We start from the raw sequence: 14029 nt of genomic DNA on the forward strand, positions 1-14029 counted from the left end.
GCCCGTCATAGACCACAGAGAACTCCTGCCGGCTCATTGGCACGTCCTCAACCTGGGCCATTTGCACTCCCTCGTATTTGCGAGGGAGGAGTGCAAATTGTGGTTAGGCTGTCCATCCATGAGTTGACCGTGCTGAATACGTCCTTATGGCTCTGTGGTAAAACTGATGCACCCAAGCGGGTGATCGCTCTGTAGCATGAGAACAGAAGCGGAATGAATTTGTGCCACGGCTTTGGCCCCCTCTTCAAAACGCAATTCTTCAAGCGGCATATGCCTGCTCAAATGATGGCATTTGCTCCATAAGGCTGGCGATCTGAGCAAAGCGTGTTTCGGGGCGTCGCCGGGTCGCTCGACCGGGGGCCGGGCGAAGCCCCATTCGGGGCGGCGCTCGGTCGCGTGCCGGTGCGGCCGGCCCTGCCCCATCTGGTGGCGGTGACATCGGCCCGGATGCGAGGGAGAGGCGTAACGATGATCGACCCGGCCCATTCCGCCCGCAGCTTCGCGCTGACCTTCGCCGGGCGTCGCGTGCCGACGCCCTACGACGTCGTCGGCAGCGGCCCCGAGGCCCTGCTGCTGCCGGCCCTGTCCTCGATCTCGGCCCGGGTCGAGATGCGGCCCCTGGCCAAGGACCTCGGCCATGCCTATCGCTGCCTCGTGCCGGACTGGCCGGGCTTCGGCGACCATGTCCGCGCCCGGGTGCCGATGAATCCGGAGACGATGCACGCCTTCCTCGACGCCCTGCTGGCGGCGGCCCCCGGGCCCTACGCCCTCGGGGTCGGGGCCGGCCACGCCGCCGGCTACCTCGTGGCCGCCGCCCGGCGCCATCCCGGGGCCTTCGCGCGCCTCGTCCTCGTCGCCCCGACCTGGCGGGGGCCCCTGCCCACCGCCCTGGGGCCCGAGCGCCGGGGCCTGTTCGCCGGCCTGCGCCGGGCCGTCGAGTTGCCGCTCCTGGGCGACGCCCTCTACCGCATCAACATCAGCCGCCCCGTCATCGGCCGGATGATGCGCGCCCACGTCTATGCCGACCCCGACCACGTCACGCCCGGGGTCATCGCCGACAAGCACGCCATCACCCGCCAGAACGGCGGGCGCTTCGGCACCGCCGCCTTCGTCACCGGTGGCCTCGACCCGTTCGCGAATCGCCGGGACTTCCTCGACCTGTTCGAGGCCCCCGGCCTGCCGCCGGTCCTGGTCCTGCGGCCGGAGCGGGCGCCGCGCCGCTCCGGCGCCGAGATGGACGCGCTGATCGCCACCGGCCGGGTCGCGCGGGCCTCGGTGCCGGGGGCGCTCAGCCCGCACGAGGAATATCCGGGCGAGGTCGCGGCCGCGATCCGCGCCGGCTGAGCGGCGCGGGGCGACCCCCCCGCGACCTCGACACGACCCCGCCGGTATACCGGCGCGTCCCTCAGCCCCGCCGCAGCAGGCGTCCGCCGGCGAGCCCGTTGGCCCCGATCACGAGACCGACCACGAGCGCGTGCAGGGCGAGGTCCGTCGCAGTGGCGTCGTGCGGATGGAACGGCACCAGGAGCGCCGCCGCGGCCGCCGCCGCCGAGAGCCCCGCCAGCGCCGCCGTGAGGTTGGGGCGCAGGGGACAGGCCCGCCGCAGCATCCAGACGAGGACCAGCGACAACGGAAGCGAGACGGCGAGCAGGAAGGCGACGCACCCCCCGGTCTGATGCATGTCGGCGGGGTCGGCCCCGGGGACCGCCCAGTCGCGCAGGCAGCCGGCGCCGCTGGCCCCGATCCAGAATGCGGCCGGCGCCAGGGGCAGGAGCGCCCAGGCGGAGGCGCGCCCCGGCACGCTGGTCTGGAACGCGGCGACCGCCGCCGCGACGGCGGTCAGCACCGCGCCGAGGGCGGCGTAGCGCAGATCGGCCACCGCCATGCGGATGCGCAGGGCCTCGAGATCGGCGAAGGGCATCAGGGCGAGCCCCAGCCCGACGGCGGCCGCGCACCAGGCGAGCGCCCGAAAGGCCGGCCCGGGCAGGCGCCGGACGGGCCGCAGACCGCCGGCGAGGCTGTCCATCAGGCGGTCATGCGAAGACGTGCGGGCCGTGTCAGACATCGTGGGTTCCTCGCTCGCCCGGCCGGGACGCGGCCTCGTCCCGGTCCGCGGAACCCGATCCCAGCGTCCGTCGCAGGGCCTTCAAGGCCCGGTGCAGGTTGACCTTCAGGGCACCCTTGGTGCGCCCCGTCAGGGCGGCCGTCTCCTCCAGGCTGCGCTCCTGAAGGGCGAGATGCTCCACGGCCTGGCGCTGGCCTTCCGGCAGGGCGGCGACGGCGCGGGCCAGGACCCGCTCCCGGTCGCGCGCCTCCAGGCGGTGGCCCGGCGCCGGCCCGCGATCGACCTCCGCCTCGTAGGCGATGGGGTCGTGGACTTCCCGCGGGCGGCGACTCGCCCGGCGCATCCCGTCGATGGCCCGGCGCTGGGTGATGGCGCGCAGCCAGGGCAGGAAGGGCCGGGCCGGATCGTAGGTCGCCCGCGCCCGGTGGATCGTCAGCAGCACGTCCTGCACCACATCGTCCACCGCCTCCGCCCGGACCCCCTGCGCCCGCGCCAGTCCGGCGATCACCGGAAGGCAGTCGCGTAAGAGGCGGCGATAGGCCTCCGCGTCGCCCGCCTGGGCGGCCGCCATATCGCACGCCAGAGCCTGATCCCGGCTCATGCGCTCGGTGCGCCCGCTGGCCGCCGCGGCGGGCCGGGCGACCGTCGCCCAGCCGAAGGGGTCGCGGGCCTGCGGGGGCGGCCGATCGTGTCCGGCCGGGACGGCACAGGCCATCGGGGGTGCTCCATGATCCGAGAGGTCGACATCCGGCATGTCGGCTCTCTCGCATCAGGCTTGTTCGCGCCGGGCTTCCCGGAGGTTACGGACCGCATGGGACCGACGTCACGATCGTCGCCCTCTCACTCGGCCAAGCGGAAGCGGTCGACGTCGCGCAGCAGATCGAGGAAGGCGCGGGCGCCGTGGTCGAGGGCACGATCCCCGGCTTCCGCGGTACCGAGGCGGGCGTCGCCGATGGCGCCGGCCGGGTTGAGGTCTTCCGCCCGCCAGGCGAAGGCGGCGGGACGACCCGCGCGCAGATGGGTGAAGGTCCGCTCCATCGCCAGCGTACGCGGCGTGAAATCCGCGATCTCGGAACGCCGCACCAGATCCGGCCGCAGGGCCAGCATCAGGGCGGTCTCGATACCGCCGCCATGGATGCCGTGACGGATCTCCGCCTCGGGGAACAGCCCGTCGGGATAACCGAACCGACTCCAGGCGGTGGTCACCGCCACCATGGCGTGGCGCCCGCGCAGATCCCCCGCCACGAGATCGATCAGGCCGCTGTTGCCACCATGCGAGGTCACGATGACGAGCTTGCCGCAGCCGCCGCGGCGGACGGCATCGCCGATCCCGGTCCAGGCCTGCAGGGCCGTCACGGTGGTCAGCGACAGGGTCCCGGGAAAACTCTCGTGCTCGTTCGACTTGCCGACGAGCTGGACCGGCAGGAGCAGGACGTCGAGATCATGAGCCGGCAACGTCATGAGACGCGCGAGATAGCCCTCGGCGATGATCGCGTCGGTGGCCAGCGGCAGGTGCGGGCCGTGCTGCTCGATGGCGGCGACGGGCAGCACCGCGATCGTGCGACCCATGTCGCGATCCCGGATCTCGTCCGTCGTCAAATCGGCCCATTGGCGTATCGGCATCGCCGCTCTCCTCGGGCGAAGCGATCGAGACGCTGCGCGCCATCCTGCGTGCCACGGAAACCATGCCTCATCCAAGAGGGGCTGCCGCACCGTCGAACGCGAAGCGGGCCGGGGCGCGTAAACGCCCCGGCCCCCCTCTCAGGCAATGGATCGATGATTCAGCGGGTGCGGCGCAGGAGCCAGCCGGCGCCGAAGGCGGCCGCGGCCACGAGGAGGAGGGTGGGACCTTTGTTCTCGTCGGCCCGGCGGGCAACGGCGCGGCCGCGTCGCACGGCCTCGTTCTGATAGAGCCGGCCGCGGTCCTGGAGGGCGCCCGCGATGGCCCGGCCCCTGTGGCGGGCCTCGTCGACACGGTGGGCTCCGTCGCGCTGCAGGTCATCGGCGGCATGACGGGCCCGGCCATAGGCAGACTGGACGGCACCGGCCGCCTGGTCGTAGGCGCCCTCGGCCTGCGGACGGACCCGTCCGGTCACGGCACCGAGGGCCGAGCGCCCGCGGCCCTGGATGTTCCGGATTCCACCCTCGATCTGGTCGCGGTTCATCTTGAAGATCCTTCTCGTCTCGGCCCTAGTCAGAACACCCGAACGCGCGCGGGCACTCCGGCCAGGACTGTTTCGATGATGCTGTGGGTCGGCCCGACGGCGCGATGCCTCGGCCCGTCAGGGACCGAGGCGAAGGGACGATCCGCTCAGATCTTCTTGACGGCGTCGGCGGCGCTCTGGGCCGCGCCCTTGATGCCGTCCTTGGCATCGCCGACGGTCTTCTGGGCTTCGCCCTTCAGTTCCTGAGCCTTGCCCTCGGCCTGCAGCTTTTCATTGCCGGTGGCCGAACCGATGCCTTGCTTGATGTTGCCGACGGCCTCGTTGGCGAGACCCTTGATCTTGTCCGTCGTGCTGCTCATCAAACGCTCCGTAAAGTTGGTTCCAGGCTGATCGTCCGGACGCAGGATGCCACCCGGCGTCGTCTGGCAAGCGTAACGGTGCCTGCTCCCGTTGGTTCCATATCCGACAGTTTCCCGCCTGGCCTGAGCCTGTCCACTGCACTTCTGATGTCGCACCGCAAACGTCGTCCTTTGCACTGCAAGAAATTCTACGGGCCGAATGCGCGGATTGAGCAGCATCTCAAATTTTTTCGGGGCTTAACCCAAAAATTTTGCAGACGAACCACAGGTTTGGCCGAGGTATAGCTCCTTGAATTCAAAATAATTGCCGATAAAACCGAAATCCGCAAACAAGAGTTGAGTCAAGGAAGACGCCCATGACCGCGCGTACTGCTGCGCCTGTCCCGCCCGGGACGACGTCGATCGCGCCCGCCGACGTTGCTGCAAGCCGCAGGGAGCTTGCTGCGAAAGTGGATGCGCCACCGCTCGGCCGGTGGGGACAGCTCGTCCTCGGCGTGCTCTGCATGTCGATGATCGCCAACCTGCAGTATGGCTGGACGCTGTTCGTCGATCCGATCCAGCAGAAGTTCGGCTGGGAACGCACCGCGATTCAGTGGGCCTTCACGATCTTCGTGGTGATGGAAACCTGGTTGGTGCCGATCGAGGGCTGGTTCGTCGACAAGTACGGCCCGCGCCTCGTCACCATCTTCGGCGGCGCCCTCTGCGCGCTGGGCTGGGTGATGAATTCCTACGCCGACACGCTGACCATGCTCTATGCGGCCGCCGCGATCAGTGGCGTCGGCGCGGGCGCGGTCTACGGCACCTGCGTCGGCAATGCCCTGAAGTGGTTTCCCGACCGGCGCGGCTTCGCGGCCGGCCTCACCGCGGCCGGTTTCGGCGCGGGCTCGGCCCTGACCGTGATCCCGATCGCCAACATGATCCGCGATTCCGGCTACCAGCACACCTTCTTCGTGTTCGGCCTCGGCCAGGGCTTGGTCGTCATGCTGGCGGCCCTGCTCCTCGTCTCCCCGAGCGCCGCCTTCAAGGATCGGATGCTGGCCGGCCGCACCGCGACCGTGAACACCGTCACCCGGCGCCAGTACTCGACCGCCGAGATGGTCCGGACGCCGGTCTTCTGGCTGCTCTACCTGATGTTCGTAATGATGGCCGCCGGTGGCCTGATGGCGGCCGCCTCCCTCGCTCCCATCGCCAAGGACTTCAAGGTCGCGGGGGTCGAGGTCTCGCTCATCGGCATTACCCTGCCGGCCCTGACCTTCGCGCTCACCATCGACCGGGTGCTCAACGGTGTGACGCGCCCGTTCTTCGGCTGGGTCTCGGACAAGATCGGGCGCGAGAACACGATGGTCATCGCCTTCATGATCGAGGGCGCCGGCATCCTGGCGCTCGGCATGTTCGCTCATATCCCGATGGCCTTCGTGCTGCTCACCGGGCTCGTGTTCTTCGCCTGGGGCGAGATCTACTCGCTGTTCCCCGCCACCTGCAGCGACACCTACGGCGACAAGAACGCGGCGGCCAATGCCGGCCTTCTCTACACCGCCAAGGGCACCGCCGCCCTGCTCCTGCCGATCCTGCTCATGATCCAGGCCAAGACCGGCTCGTGGCAGAACGTGTTCTACGCCGCCTCCGGCATGGCCTTCCTGGCCGGGTTCCTCGCGCTCTTCGTGCTGAAGCCGATGCGCGCCCGGTTCATCGCCCGGAGCTGACCCGATGGCACGCTGGCTCCGCTACCTCCACCACGGCGCGAGCGGCTTCGGCCGCCTCGACGGCGAGACCATCCACGTTCATGCGGGCGATCTGTTCGCCGATCCGACACCCACCGGCGCGATCCTGCTGCTGTCCGAGGTCACCCTCGACCTTCCGTGCCGACCGTCGAAGTACATCGCCCTGTGGAACAACTTCCACGCCTCGGCCGAGAAGCAGGGGCTCACCCGGCCCGATGTGCCGCTCTACTTCGTGAAGCCGGCGAGCTGTTACCTCGCCAGCGGGCAGACGATCACGGCGCCTGAGGGCTCAGGCCGGCTGCTGTTCGAGGGCGAACTCGGGATCGTGATCGGCCGGCGCGGCCGAGACCTCACGCCGGAGACGGCGGCCGCGCACATCTTCGGCTACACCTGCGTGAACGACGTCACCGCGCTGGAAGCGCTGAAAGCCGACTCGAGCTTCGTGCACTGGACACGCTCCAAGGGCTTCGACGGTTTCGGCCCCTTCGGTCCGGTGATTGCCACCGACATCGATCCCGAGGGGCTCGATGTGGCGGTGCGGGTGAACGGACGCGAGCGCCAGCGCTATCCGCTCGCCGACATGATGCGCCGGCCCGCCGAACTCGTGGCCGAGCTTTCTCGGGACATGACCCTGGAGCCCGGCGACCTCATCGCCTGCGGCACCTCGGTGGGCAGCGGCCCGATCCCCAGGGGCGCCACGGTAGAGGTCGAGATCGCCGGCATCGGCGTGTTGTCGAACGGCGTTTCATGAGACACCCGACTCCCACGAAGCGGACGTGATCAGGACAGGTTTTGAGGACACCCATATGAGCATCGCGATCGTCGGCGCCGGCGCCATCGGAGGATTTCTCGGCGTGCGCCTCGCCCATGCGGGCGAGGACGTCACCTTCATCGCGCGCGGCGCCAACCTCGACGCCATCCAGCGAAACGGCATGCGGCTGATCGAGGAGGACGGCTCCGAGATCCACGTCACGAACCTGAAGGCCACCAAGTCCATGGCCGAGGCGGGCCAGCACGACATCGTGCTCCTCACCGTCAAGGCGCATCAGGTCGGGCCGATCGCAGCCGACCTTCACCACCTCATCGGACCCGAGACGATGGTGGTGACGATGCAGAATGGCATCCCGTGGTGGTACTTTTCGCAGGGGTATGGCGGGGACCTGACGGGTACGCACCTGGAGACCGCCGATCCGGCCGGCCTCATCGCCCAGCACCTCGACCCGAAGCACGTCATCGGGTCGGTGGTGTACCCGGCGGCCGTGCTCACCGAGCCCGGCGTGGTTCAGGTGGTGGAGGGCCATCGCTTCGGCCTCGGCGAGCTCGACGGCTCGATGTCGGCGCGGGTGCAGTCCCTGGCCCAGACCTTGATCAAGGCGGGCTTTCGCGCACCGGTGACCAGCGACATCCGGGCGGAGATCTGGCTCAAGCTGTGGGGCAATCTCAGCTTCAACCCGATCTCGGCGCTGGCCCACGCCACCCTGGTGGACATCTGCCAGTTTCCCGAAACCCGGGCGCTCGCCGCCGACATGATGCGGGAAGCGGAGACGATCGCGAACCGCCTGGGCGTCACCTTCAAGCTCGGCATCGAGCGCCGCATCGCGGGGGCCGAGAAGGTCGGTGCCCACAAGACCTCGATGCTGCAGGACGTGGAGGCCGGGCGGCCAATCGAGCTCGAGGCCCTGGTCGGCTCGATCATCGAACTCGGGCGCCTCACCGACACCCCGACGCCCCATATCGACACCGTCTACGCCCTGATGCGCCTCCTCGCCCAGAGCCTGGAGCGGGCGCAGGGGCGCCTCTCCATCACGCCGGCCTGAACCCCAGACATTCGAGGACGATGACCATGGCCGAGACCGCCGCACCGACGACCGCCGCCACCACTCTCCAAGCCCTGATCCGCGCGGGGGCCAGGGAGGCCACCGCCCTGTCGAGCCCCGGTGGCGTGCCTCTGACCTTCGGCCGTCTCCGTGCGCTCACGGACCGGACGATCGCGGCCCTCAACGCGCAGGGCATCGGTCGGAACGATCGGGTCGGCATCGTCCTCGACAACGGGCCGGAGATGGCGGCCGCCTTCATCGCCATCGGAGCGGGCACGACGGCGGCCCCCCTCAACCCGAGCTACAAGGCGGACGAGTTCACGTTCTACCTCTCCGACCTCAACGCTCGCCTGCTGGTCGTCGCCGCGGGCTCCGAGAGCCCGGCCGTGGCCGTGGCCGCGCGCCTGGGCGTACCTGTGGTGCGCCTGACCCCCACCCCGGCAGAAGGCGCGGGCAGCTTCACCCTGTCTTTCGAGGACTCCACCGCAGCCCCGGCGGCCCAGGGCGGCCCAGCCCATCCCGACGATATCGGCCTCGTGCTGCATACCTCGGGCACCACCTCGCGCCCCAAGATCGTGCCCCTCAAGCAGTCGAACGTCTGCGCCTCGGCCCGCAACATCCGCACCACCCTGGCCTTCACGGCCGAGGATCGCGGTCTCAACATCATGCCGCTGTTCCACATCCACGGGCTGATCGCCGGCATCCTGGCGCCGCTCTCGGCCGGCGGCCAGGTTTGCTGCACCCCGGGCTTCAACGCCCTGAAGTTCTTCGGTTGGATGAGCGAGATCCGCCCGACCTGGTACACGGCGGTGCCGACGATGCACCAGGCGATCCTCGGCCGCGCCTCCCGCAACCGGGAGACCATCGAAGCCAATCCCCTGCGCTTCATCCGCTCGTCTTCCTCCTCCATGCCGCCGCAGGTCATGAAGGAGATCGAGGAGGTCTTCGGCGCACCCCTGATCGAGGCCTACGGCATGACGGAGGCTTCCCACCAGATGGCCTCGAACCCGCTGCCGCCGCGCCCGCACTACGCCGGCTCGGTCGGTCTCGCGGCCGGTCCGGAGATCGCCATCGTGGACGAGGATGGCGAGCCCCTGCCCGCCGGTGAGACCGGCGAGATCGTCATCCGCGGCGACAACGTGATGTCGGGCTACGAGAAGAACGACAAGGCCAATGCGGAGGCCTTCACCAAGCAGGGCTGGTTCCGCACCGGCGACCAGGGCTCGCTCTCACCCGAGGGCTACCTGACCATCACGGGGCGCCTCAAGGAGATCATCAACCGAGGCGGCGAGAAGATCTCGCCCCGCGAAGTCGACGAGATTCTCATGGACCACCCGGCGGTGTCGCAGTGCGTCACCTTCGCGATGCCGCACGACAAGCTCGGTGAGGACGTCTGTGCCGCGATCGTGCTGCGCGAGGGACACCACCTTGTCGAGAAGGAGTTGCGCGGCTTCGCCTCGGAGCGTCTCGCCGCCTTCAAGGTGCCGGCCAAGATCATGATCCTGGACGAGATCCCGAAGGGCGCCACCGGCAAGCTCCAGCGGATCGGCCTGGCGCAGAAGCTCGGTCTGGTCTGACGCCGGAACGAACGGGGCAGGTCCGGGATATCCCGGACCTGCCACACGGGGCCGTCCGAGCCTCGGCGCCCCTCAGGCCGACAGGACCTTGCCGACGCGGCCCTCGATCGCGTTCCATACCGAGACCGCCAAGTCCGGCCCGCCGAGGCGCCTGATCGCCCGAATGCCGGTCGGCGACGTCACGTTGATCTCGGTGAGATTTCCGTCGATCACGTCGATCCCCACGAGGATCAGGCCCCGGCGCTTCAGCTCCGGGCCGATGGCGGCGCAGATCGCGCGCTCGCGCTCCGTGAGATCCGAAGCCGCCGCTGCACCGCCTCGCACCATGTTCGAGCGGATGTCGTTGAGGGCGGGCACCCGGTTGATCGCGCCCATCGGCTCGCCGTCCACCAGGATGATGCGCTTGTCGCCCTCGGTGATGCGCGGCAGGAAACGCTGCACGACCCATTGTTCGCGGAAGGTCACCGAGAACAGGTCGAACATCGAGCCGAAATTCGCGTCCTCCGGCAGGACCCGAAACACCGCAGCTCCGCCATGCCCGTGCAGGGGCTTCATCACGATGGCGCCGTGCTCGGCCCGGAACGCCTCGATCTCGGCCTTGTCGCGGGTGATCAGGGTAGGGGGCATCAACTCGGGAAAATCGAGGACGAACAGCTTCTCGGGCGCATTGCGGACCTCGGCGGGGTTGTTCACCACGAGGGTCCGCGGGTGGATCCGCTCCAGCATGTGGGTTGCGGTGATGTAGGCCATGTCGAAGGGCGGGTCCTGACGCATCAGGACCACATCGACGCTCGACAGATCGATGCGCTCGACCGGCCCAAGAGTGGCGTGCGCCCCCTCCACGTCCTGCACCGTGAGGGCCTCGACGCGGGCCGTCACGACCTGACCCTGCATCGACAAGCGATCCGGCGTGTAGTGCAGCAACCGGTGTCCCCGGGCCTGGGCCTCGAGCAGGAGCGCGAAGGTGGTGTCCCCGGCGATCCGGATCGTTTGGATCGGGTCCATCTGCACCGCGACGGTCAGGGTCATGCTGTCAAACCTCTGTCTGGGAACGGGCAGCGTCGTTGCCCGTCCCGCCCGTGATGCGGTGTGCCGTGCGGCACCTTACTTCTGCGATTTCCCGCCGGTGCGGCGGTCGTAGTCGCCGATGGCCGCCTTGCACTCGGGCGACAGGCGGGCGCGGTTGCGATCCATGCAGCGCTCCGCATCCTGGCTATTGGGATCCACGCCGGCACAGAGGCGGAAATAGTCGTTGGCGCATCCCAGCTGCAGGCCCTGGTCCTCACGCTGGGCCTGGGCCGGGCTGACCGCCACCATCAGGAGGGCGAACGGCGCAATCCGCAGGGCCGTGCTGAGTCCTCTGGTCGAGCTCAAGAGTCGGGAGATAACCACGCGCATCCGGCGGTGTCCTTCAATCGAAATGGGGTGTGCGAAAGGGAAATGTGTTGGATGGGAGAGTGCGTTCGCGAAAAGTCAGGCCGTTCGAACGGAAGCGACACGGCATATCGGGCGCGACCGGCCCTTAGCAAGCGCTCCCGCCGCCGCGTGTTCCATGCCGTCGATCCCGCGTCCGGCGGGGTTCGAAGTGTCGCCGTAATGCCGATCCCGCAAAAAAAGCCCCGCTCGCCGGGCGAGCGGGGCCGAGTACAAGGGAGGAAATGCCCGCCATGGGCAGCTCACGCCGTCGCAAATAGCGGGCCATGCCATGGGCCGAGGGCGTGGCAGGGAAGCCACGCCCGACTGGCCCGCTGCGACCGAGGCACGGAAGAGAGAGCCGTTCCGGCCATCGCAAGGTTCCGTTAACCACCCCATGCTGATCTCTGACGGCATCACCCCGACACCGGAACGGCCCGGATGCGGCGGGAGCAGGCCCGGCGACGGCTCGCCTCAGAGATCGAACGGAATCGGAAACCAGCCGATGAACACCCACAGGTTGCCCGACACCGGCGGCGCCGATCGCCGCCCCGAGCGTCCGACGGCCACGGTCGTGACGTTCCCGGCTACGGCGCGCCGCTTCCGGAGAGCGGACGCGGATGCGCCGCGGGGCGCCATTCTGCTCTTCACCGGAATTCGCTACGAGCGCATGCCCGAGTCGGAAGCTCCCGCGCCGCGCCTGCGCCGCCGTTCCTGACACCCGGCCGACGCGCCCCCGCATGGTGTCCTTATTCCGAACCGGACGTCGGCAGGCCCTCCGGCTGCATGCGCTGCGCCTGATACCCCTCGCGATCCCGGCGCTCCTCGCCGGCTGCGCGCAGGAGGGGGATTTCGGGCGGCCCAAAACCGGCGCCTGGAACAGCCTGATCGAGACCACCGGGACCCTGGCGGCGCGGGAGCGCGAGGAGCCGGCCTCCGCCTTTCCCTTCACCGACGAGGAACGCGTCCTGCGCGACCGCGCCTGGCGCTTCCTCATGCCAGCGGCCGGGCACGACGCGTTCACGGACATTCTCGCCAATCTCACGCGCGCCCGGGTGCTCCCCGCCTCCTGGCGGACCGACGATCCGGCGGCCTATCACGACACGCTGATGGCACAGAGCTTTCGCTCGCCGGTCTCGCGCTACCGGCGCCTGTCGGAGGATATCGGCACCGATGCCCGGCTGATCCCGCAATTCGCCGCCCTGGCGGTGCGGGTGAAGGAGGGCGACGCCCTGCGCCTGCGCAGCTTGCCCTTCGCCAAGAGTCTGGACGACGGCGATGTGCGCCAAGCCGCCATGCGGGTGGCCGAGAACCGGTGCCTCATCGCCTGGGTCCGCTTCGAGACCGGTCGCCGCTCCCGCCGCTACCGCTATGCTCTCGAGCATCTGCTGATCGAGGCGCCAGGGCCGGAAGGCGTGTCGGTGGAAGGGACCCTGGCCGCCCTCGACGGGCGGCGTCCCCTGCTCGATCCGTTGGTGCCGCCGGAAGCCGAGGCCCGATGCGGGCTCCTGCCGGAGGCGGAGGGCGTGGTCGCGGTCGCAGCGCCGAGGCCGATCGTCGCCAAGAATTGAGGAGTGCCTCAGCCGCCGGTCTTCTCGTCGCCGGGGCTGTCGACGGTGCAGGAGACCGCCTGTACCGCCGCGTCGGCTGCCGTGCGCTGGCTTGGCAGGGCCGCGATCACCCGCACCACCACGAAGCCCCGGGTGTCGCCGGCGACGATGCGGACATCGTGGCTGACCTCGTCCTCGTCGGCATTGGCGAGCGCCTCGTCGTATTGGGACCGGGTGAGCACCACGAGGTCGAGGGCGCCGCGCACCGCCGCCTGGTCGGTCACCGCGTAGAAAGCCCCCCGCTGTCCGTGTACCGCCAGGGACAGCATCAGCGAGCCCGTACGGGCCGAAACCCGCATCGGTCCCTCGGAGAGATCATAGGCGCAGAGCCCGACCGCCACCGCCGGGTCCGGAATCGGAAGCCACGCCTCCACGGGCGGGGTGGCGTCGCCGGCCGCCACGGTGTTGATCGCCAGCGGATGGTCGAGGTTCTCCCCGGAACGCGCCCGCGACAGCGCATCGGACTCCGCCAGGCGCGGGATGAGCAGGACGGTGGCCCCGTGCACGAGGCCGGCGAGCACCAGTCCCGACAGGGTGGCGACGAGGAAGCGGCCCCGCGGGGTCATGCGGCGCACCCGATCCGGGTGATGGCCGGCACCGCCGAGCGGTCGAGGCTGCCCGCGCTGGCCGCCACGGGCGTGTCGTACAGGCGCAAGGCGAGCCGTACCGGCCCCCTGGGGCGCGGCATCGGCAGCCAGTTCCCCGGTTGGACCTCCGGCGACAGGGTGATGACGAACTGCCCGTCGGTCTCGCGCAGGATCTCGGTGGCGGTGAAGCCTTCGCGCATCGGGGCGGTGTCCGAGTCGCGTGGCCCACGCCCGGCCACCGTCACGGTCCAGGCGCGGGCCGGCGGCGTCACGCCCGCCACGCGGTAGGTGCAGGCGGCATCGAGTGCCCGTCCGGATTCGTCCTGTTCGGCCGTGAGCAGCATGCCTTCACCGATCGCCAGGGGGATCTCACCGCGCCGCGCGTTGACCGCGCGGGCGTAGGGATCCGCACCGACGGAACCGACTTTCGGCCAGGCGGTCCAGGCCCCCACCCGCACGCCGCCGAAGGGATAGCCACCTCGCGTGGCATAATCGGCGGTCGCGAGGCCAAGGCCCGCCCCCAGCGCCAGGGCGTAAAGCATCATTGTCACGGTCGAAGCCTTGCGGACGCCGCGTCGCAGCGCGCGCGTCAGGCGTCCGCCGGTCCCGGAGACCGGGCCTGCTTCCCGGCTCCGAAGCTCGGAAGAACGCGTTCGGCTCTGGTCCGGACGCAACCGCGCCACCGTCTCGGCGAATGTCATGCGCATGATCGCCG

Annotated in this window: 16 protein-coding genes; 7 read left to right on the forward strand and 9 right to left on the reverse strand. The window is 69.7% G+C overall.

What is annotated here, in order from left to right; genetic code table 11:
* The first annotated feature begins 468 nt into the window (after window positions 1–468).
* The gene (locus tag AC6EUL_RS15275; protein WP_156389743.1) at window positions 469–1344 is read left to right on the forward strand and encodes an alpha/beta fold hydrolase; all 876 of its coding nucleotides are present in this window, start codon (window positions 469–471) and stop codon (window positions 1342–1344) included.
* 61 nt (window positions 1345–1405) lie between these two features.
* Here AC6EUL_RS15275 and AC6EUL_RS15280 read toward each other — a convergent pair whose 3' ends face one another.
* From AC6EUL_RS15280 to AC6EUL_RS15300, 5 genes are all read right to left on the reverse strand, one after another.
* Window positions 1406–2065 carry an NrsF family protein gene (locus AC6EUL_RS15280; protein WP_056218382.1) on the reverse strand — a complete coding sequence of 220 codons (660 nt, stop codon included), beginning with the start codon at window positions 2063–2065 and terminating at the stop codon, window positions 1406–1408.
* On the reverse strand, window positions 2058–2666 hold the full coding sequence (locus AC6EUL_RS15285) for an RNA polymerase sigma factor (RefSeq protein ID WP_499871190.1): 609 nt from the start codon (window positions 2664–2666) through the stop codon (window positions 2058–2060). The genes AC6EUL_RS15280 and AC6EUL_RS15285 overlap by 8 nt, the downstream gene beginning before the upstream one ends.
* Before the next feature lie 239 nt (window positions 2667–2905).
* Window positions 2906–3688, reverse strand: coding sequence for a creatininase family protein (locus AC6EUL_RS15290; RefSeq protein ID WP_499871081.1), 783 nt, complete (start codon window positions 3686–3688; stop codon window positions 2906–2908).
* 158 nt (window positions 3689–3846) lie between these two features.
* Complete coding sequence (locus AC6EUL_RS15295; protein ID WP_056351773.1) at window positions 3847–4230, reverse strand: CsbD family protein; 384 nt, start codon at window positions 4228–4230, stop codon at window positions 3847–3849.
* A gap of 146 nt (window positions 4231–4376) precedes the next feature.
* Window positions 4377–4589 (reverse strand): CsbD family protein, encoded by a 213-nt coding sequence (locus tag AC6EUL_RS15300; protein WP_055946396.1) that lies wholly within the window; start codon window positions 4587–4589, stop codon window positions 4377–4379.
* 449 nt (window positions 4590–5038) lie between these two features.
* Between AC6EUL_RS15300 and oxlT the strand changes: the two genes are divergently transcribed.
* From oxlT to AC6EUL_RS15320, 4 genes are read left to right on the forward strand one after another with little or no spacing between them, the layout of a single operon-like run.
* A complete protein-coding gene (oxlT, locus tag AC6EUL_RS15305; RefSeq protein ID WP_056218373.1) occupies window positions 5039–6292 on the forward strand; it encodes an oxalate/formate MFS antiporter in 1254 nt (417 codons plus the stop codon).
* Window positions 6293–6296: 4 nt separating this feature from the next.
* Complete coding sequence (locus AC6EUL_RS15310; RefSeq protein WP_056276461.1) at window positions 6297–7061, forward strand: fumarylacetoacetate hydrolase family protein; 765 nt, start codon at window positions 6297–6299, stop codon at window positions 7059–7061.
* 55 nt (window positions 7062–7116) lie between these two features.
* On the forward strand, window positions 7117–8127 hold the full coding sequence (locus tag AC6EUL_RS15315) for a ketopantoate reductase family protein (RefSeq protein WP_056218368.1): 1011 nt from the start codon (window positions 7117–7119) through the stop codon (window positions 8125–8127).
* Between the two features lie 20 nt (window positions 8128–8147).
* Window positions 8148–9704 carry an acyl--CoA ligase gene (locus AC6EUL_RS15320; RefSeq protein ID WP_499871084.1) on the forward strand — a complete coding sequence of 519 codons (1557 nt, stop codon included), beginning with the start codon at window positions 8148–8150 and terminating at the stop codon, window positions 9702–9704.
* Between the two features lie 72 nt (window positions 9705–9776).
* On the opposite strand, the gene gshB is transcribed toward AC6EUL_RS15320, so the two are convergent.
* Both gshB and AC6EUL_RS15330 read right to left on the reverse strand, forming a co-directional pair.
* Window positions 9777–10733 carry a glutathione synthase gene (gshB, locus tag AC6EUL_RS15325; RefSeq protein WP_056218363.1) on the reverse strand — a complete coding sequence of 319 codons (957 nt, stop codon included), beginning with the start codon at window positions 10731–10733 and terminating at the stop codon, window positions 9777–9779.
* A gap of 75 nt (window positions 10734–10808) precedes the next feature.
* Complete coding sequence (locus tag AC6EUL_RS15330) at window positions 10809–11102, reverse strand: hypothetical protein (RefSeq protein WP_056218361.1); 294 nt, start codon at window positions 11100–11102, stop codon at window positions 10809–10811.
* Between the two features lie 520 nt (window positions 11103–11622).
* Here AC6EUL_RS15330 and AC6EUL_RS15335 point away from each other — a divergent pair.
* Together AC6EUL_RS15335 and AC6EUL_RS15340 are read left to right on the forward strand one after the other, a co-directional pair.
* Window positions 11623–11835: a hypothetical protein gene (locus AC6EUL_RS15335; RefSeq protein ID WP_499871087.1), complete on the forward strand. Its 213-nt coding sequence runs from the start codon at window positions 11623–11625 to the stop codon at window positions 11833–11835.
* 22 nt (window positions 11836–11857) lie between these two features.
* A complete protein-coding gene (locus tag AC6EUL_RS15340; protein WP_499871089.1) occupies window positions 11858–12688 on the forward strand; it encodes a hypothetical protein in 831 nt (276 codons plus the stop codon).
* 8 nt (window positions 12689–12696) lie between these two features.
* Here AC6EUL_RS15340 and AC6EUL_RS15345 read toward each other — a convergent pair whose 3' ends face one another.
* Both AC6EUL_RS15345 and AC6EUL_RS15350 read right to left on the reverse strand, forming a co-directional pair.
* Entirely contained in the window at window positions 12697–13293 is a 597-nt protein-coding gene (locus AC6EUL_RS15345; protein WP_056218356.1) for a DUF1254 domain-containing protein, read from the reverse strand.
* Window positions 13290–14021 carry a DUF1214 domain-containing protein gene (locus AC6EUL_RS15350; RefSeq protein WP_499871091.1) on the reverse strand — a complete coding sequence of 244 codons (732 nt, stop codon included), beginning with the start codon at window positions 14019–14021 and terminating at the stop codon, window positions 13290–13292. Before AC6EUL_RS15350 ends, AC6EUL_RS15345 begins: the two co-directional genes overlap by 4 nt.
* Window positions 14022–14029: the final 8 nt, after the last annotated feature.

It is taken from the genome of Methylobacterium sp. 001424705 (genome assembly GCF_059816145.1).

What these genes read in the sequence shown, in the direction of transcription:
- AC6EUL_RS15310 (WP_056276461.1), top strand. Translation starts at nt 6,297, where the DNA reads ATGGCACGCTGGCTCCGCTACCTCCACCACGGCGCGAGCGGCTTCGGC.
- AC6EUL_RS15335 (WP_499871087.1), top strand. Translation starts at nt 11,623, where the DNA reads ATGAACACCCACAGGTTGCCCGACACCGGCGGCGCCGATCGCCGCCCC.
- AC6EUL_RS15275 (WP_156389743.1), top strand. Translation starts at nt 469, where the DNA reads ATGATCGACCCGGCCCATTCCGCCCGCAGCTTCGCGCTGACCTTCGCC.
- AC6EUL_RS15290 (WP_499871081.1), bottom strand. Translation starts at nt 3,688, where the DNA reads ATGCCGATACGCCAATGGGCCGATTTGACGACGGACGAGATCCGGGAT.
- AC6EUL_RS15320 (WP_499871084.1), top strand. Translation starts at nt 8,148, where the DNA reads ATGACCATGGCCGAGACCGCCGCACCGACGACCGCCGCCACCACTCTC.
- AC6EUL_RS15330 (WP_056218361.1), bottom strand. Translation starts at nt 11,102, where the DNA reads ATGCGCGTGGTTATCTCCCGACTCTTGAGCTCGACCAGAGGACTCAGC.
- AC6EUL_RS15345 (WP_056218356.1), bottom strand. Translation starts at nt 13,293, where the DNA reads ATGACCCCGCGGGGCCGCTTCCTCGTCGCCACCCTGTCGGGACTGGTG.
- AC6EUL_RS15285 (WP_499871190.1), bottom strand. Translation starts at nt 2,666, where the DNA reads ATGAGCCGGGATCAGGCTCTGGCGTGCGATATGGCGGCCGCCCAGGCG.
- AC6EUL_RS15295 (WP_056351773.1), bottom strand. Translation starts at nt 4,230, where the DNA reads ATGAACCGCGACCAGATCGAGGGTGGAATCCGGAACATCCAGGGCCGC.
- AC6EUL_RS15350 (WP_499871091.1), bottom strand. Translation starts at nt 14,021, where the DNA reads ATGCGCATGACATTCGCCGAGACGGTGGCGCGGTTGCGTCCGGACCAG.
- AC6EUL_RS15315 (WP_056218368.1), top strand. Translation starts at nt 7,117, where the DNA reads ATGAGCATCGCGATCGTCGGCGCCGGCGCCATCGGAGGATTTCTCGGC.
- AC6EUL_RS15280 (WP_056218382.1), bottom strand. Translation starts at nt 2,065, where the DNA reads ATGTCTGACACGGCCCGCACGTCTTCGCATGACCGCCTGATGGACAGC.
- AC6EUL_RS15300 (WP_055946396.1), bottom strand. Translation starts at nt 4,589, where the DNA reads ATGAGCAGCACGACGGACAAGATCAAGGGTCTCGCCAACGAGGCCGTC.
- AC6EUL_RS15340 (WP_499871089.1), top strand. Translation starts at nt 11,858, where the DNA reads ATGGTGTCCTTATTCCGAACCGGACGTCGGCAGGCCCTCCGGCTGCAT.
- gshB (WP_056218363.1), bottom strand. Translation starts at nt 10,733, where the DNA reads ATGACCCTGACCGTCGCGGTGCAGATGGACCCGATCCAAACGATCCGG.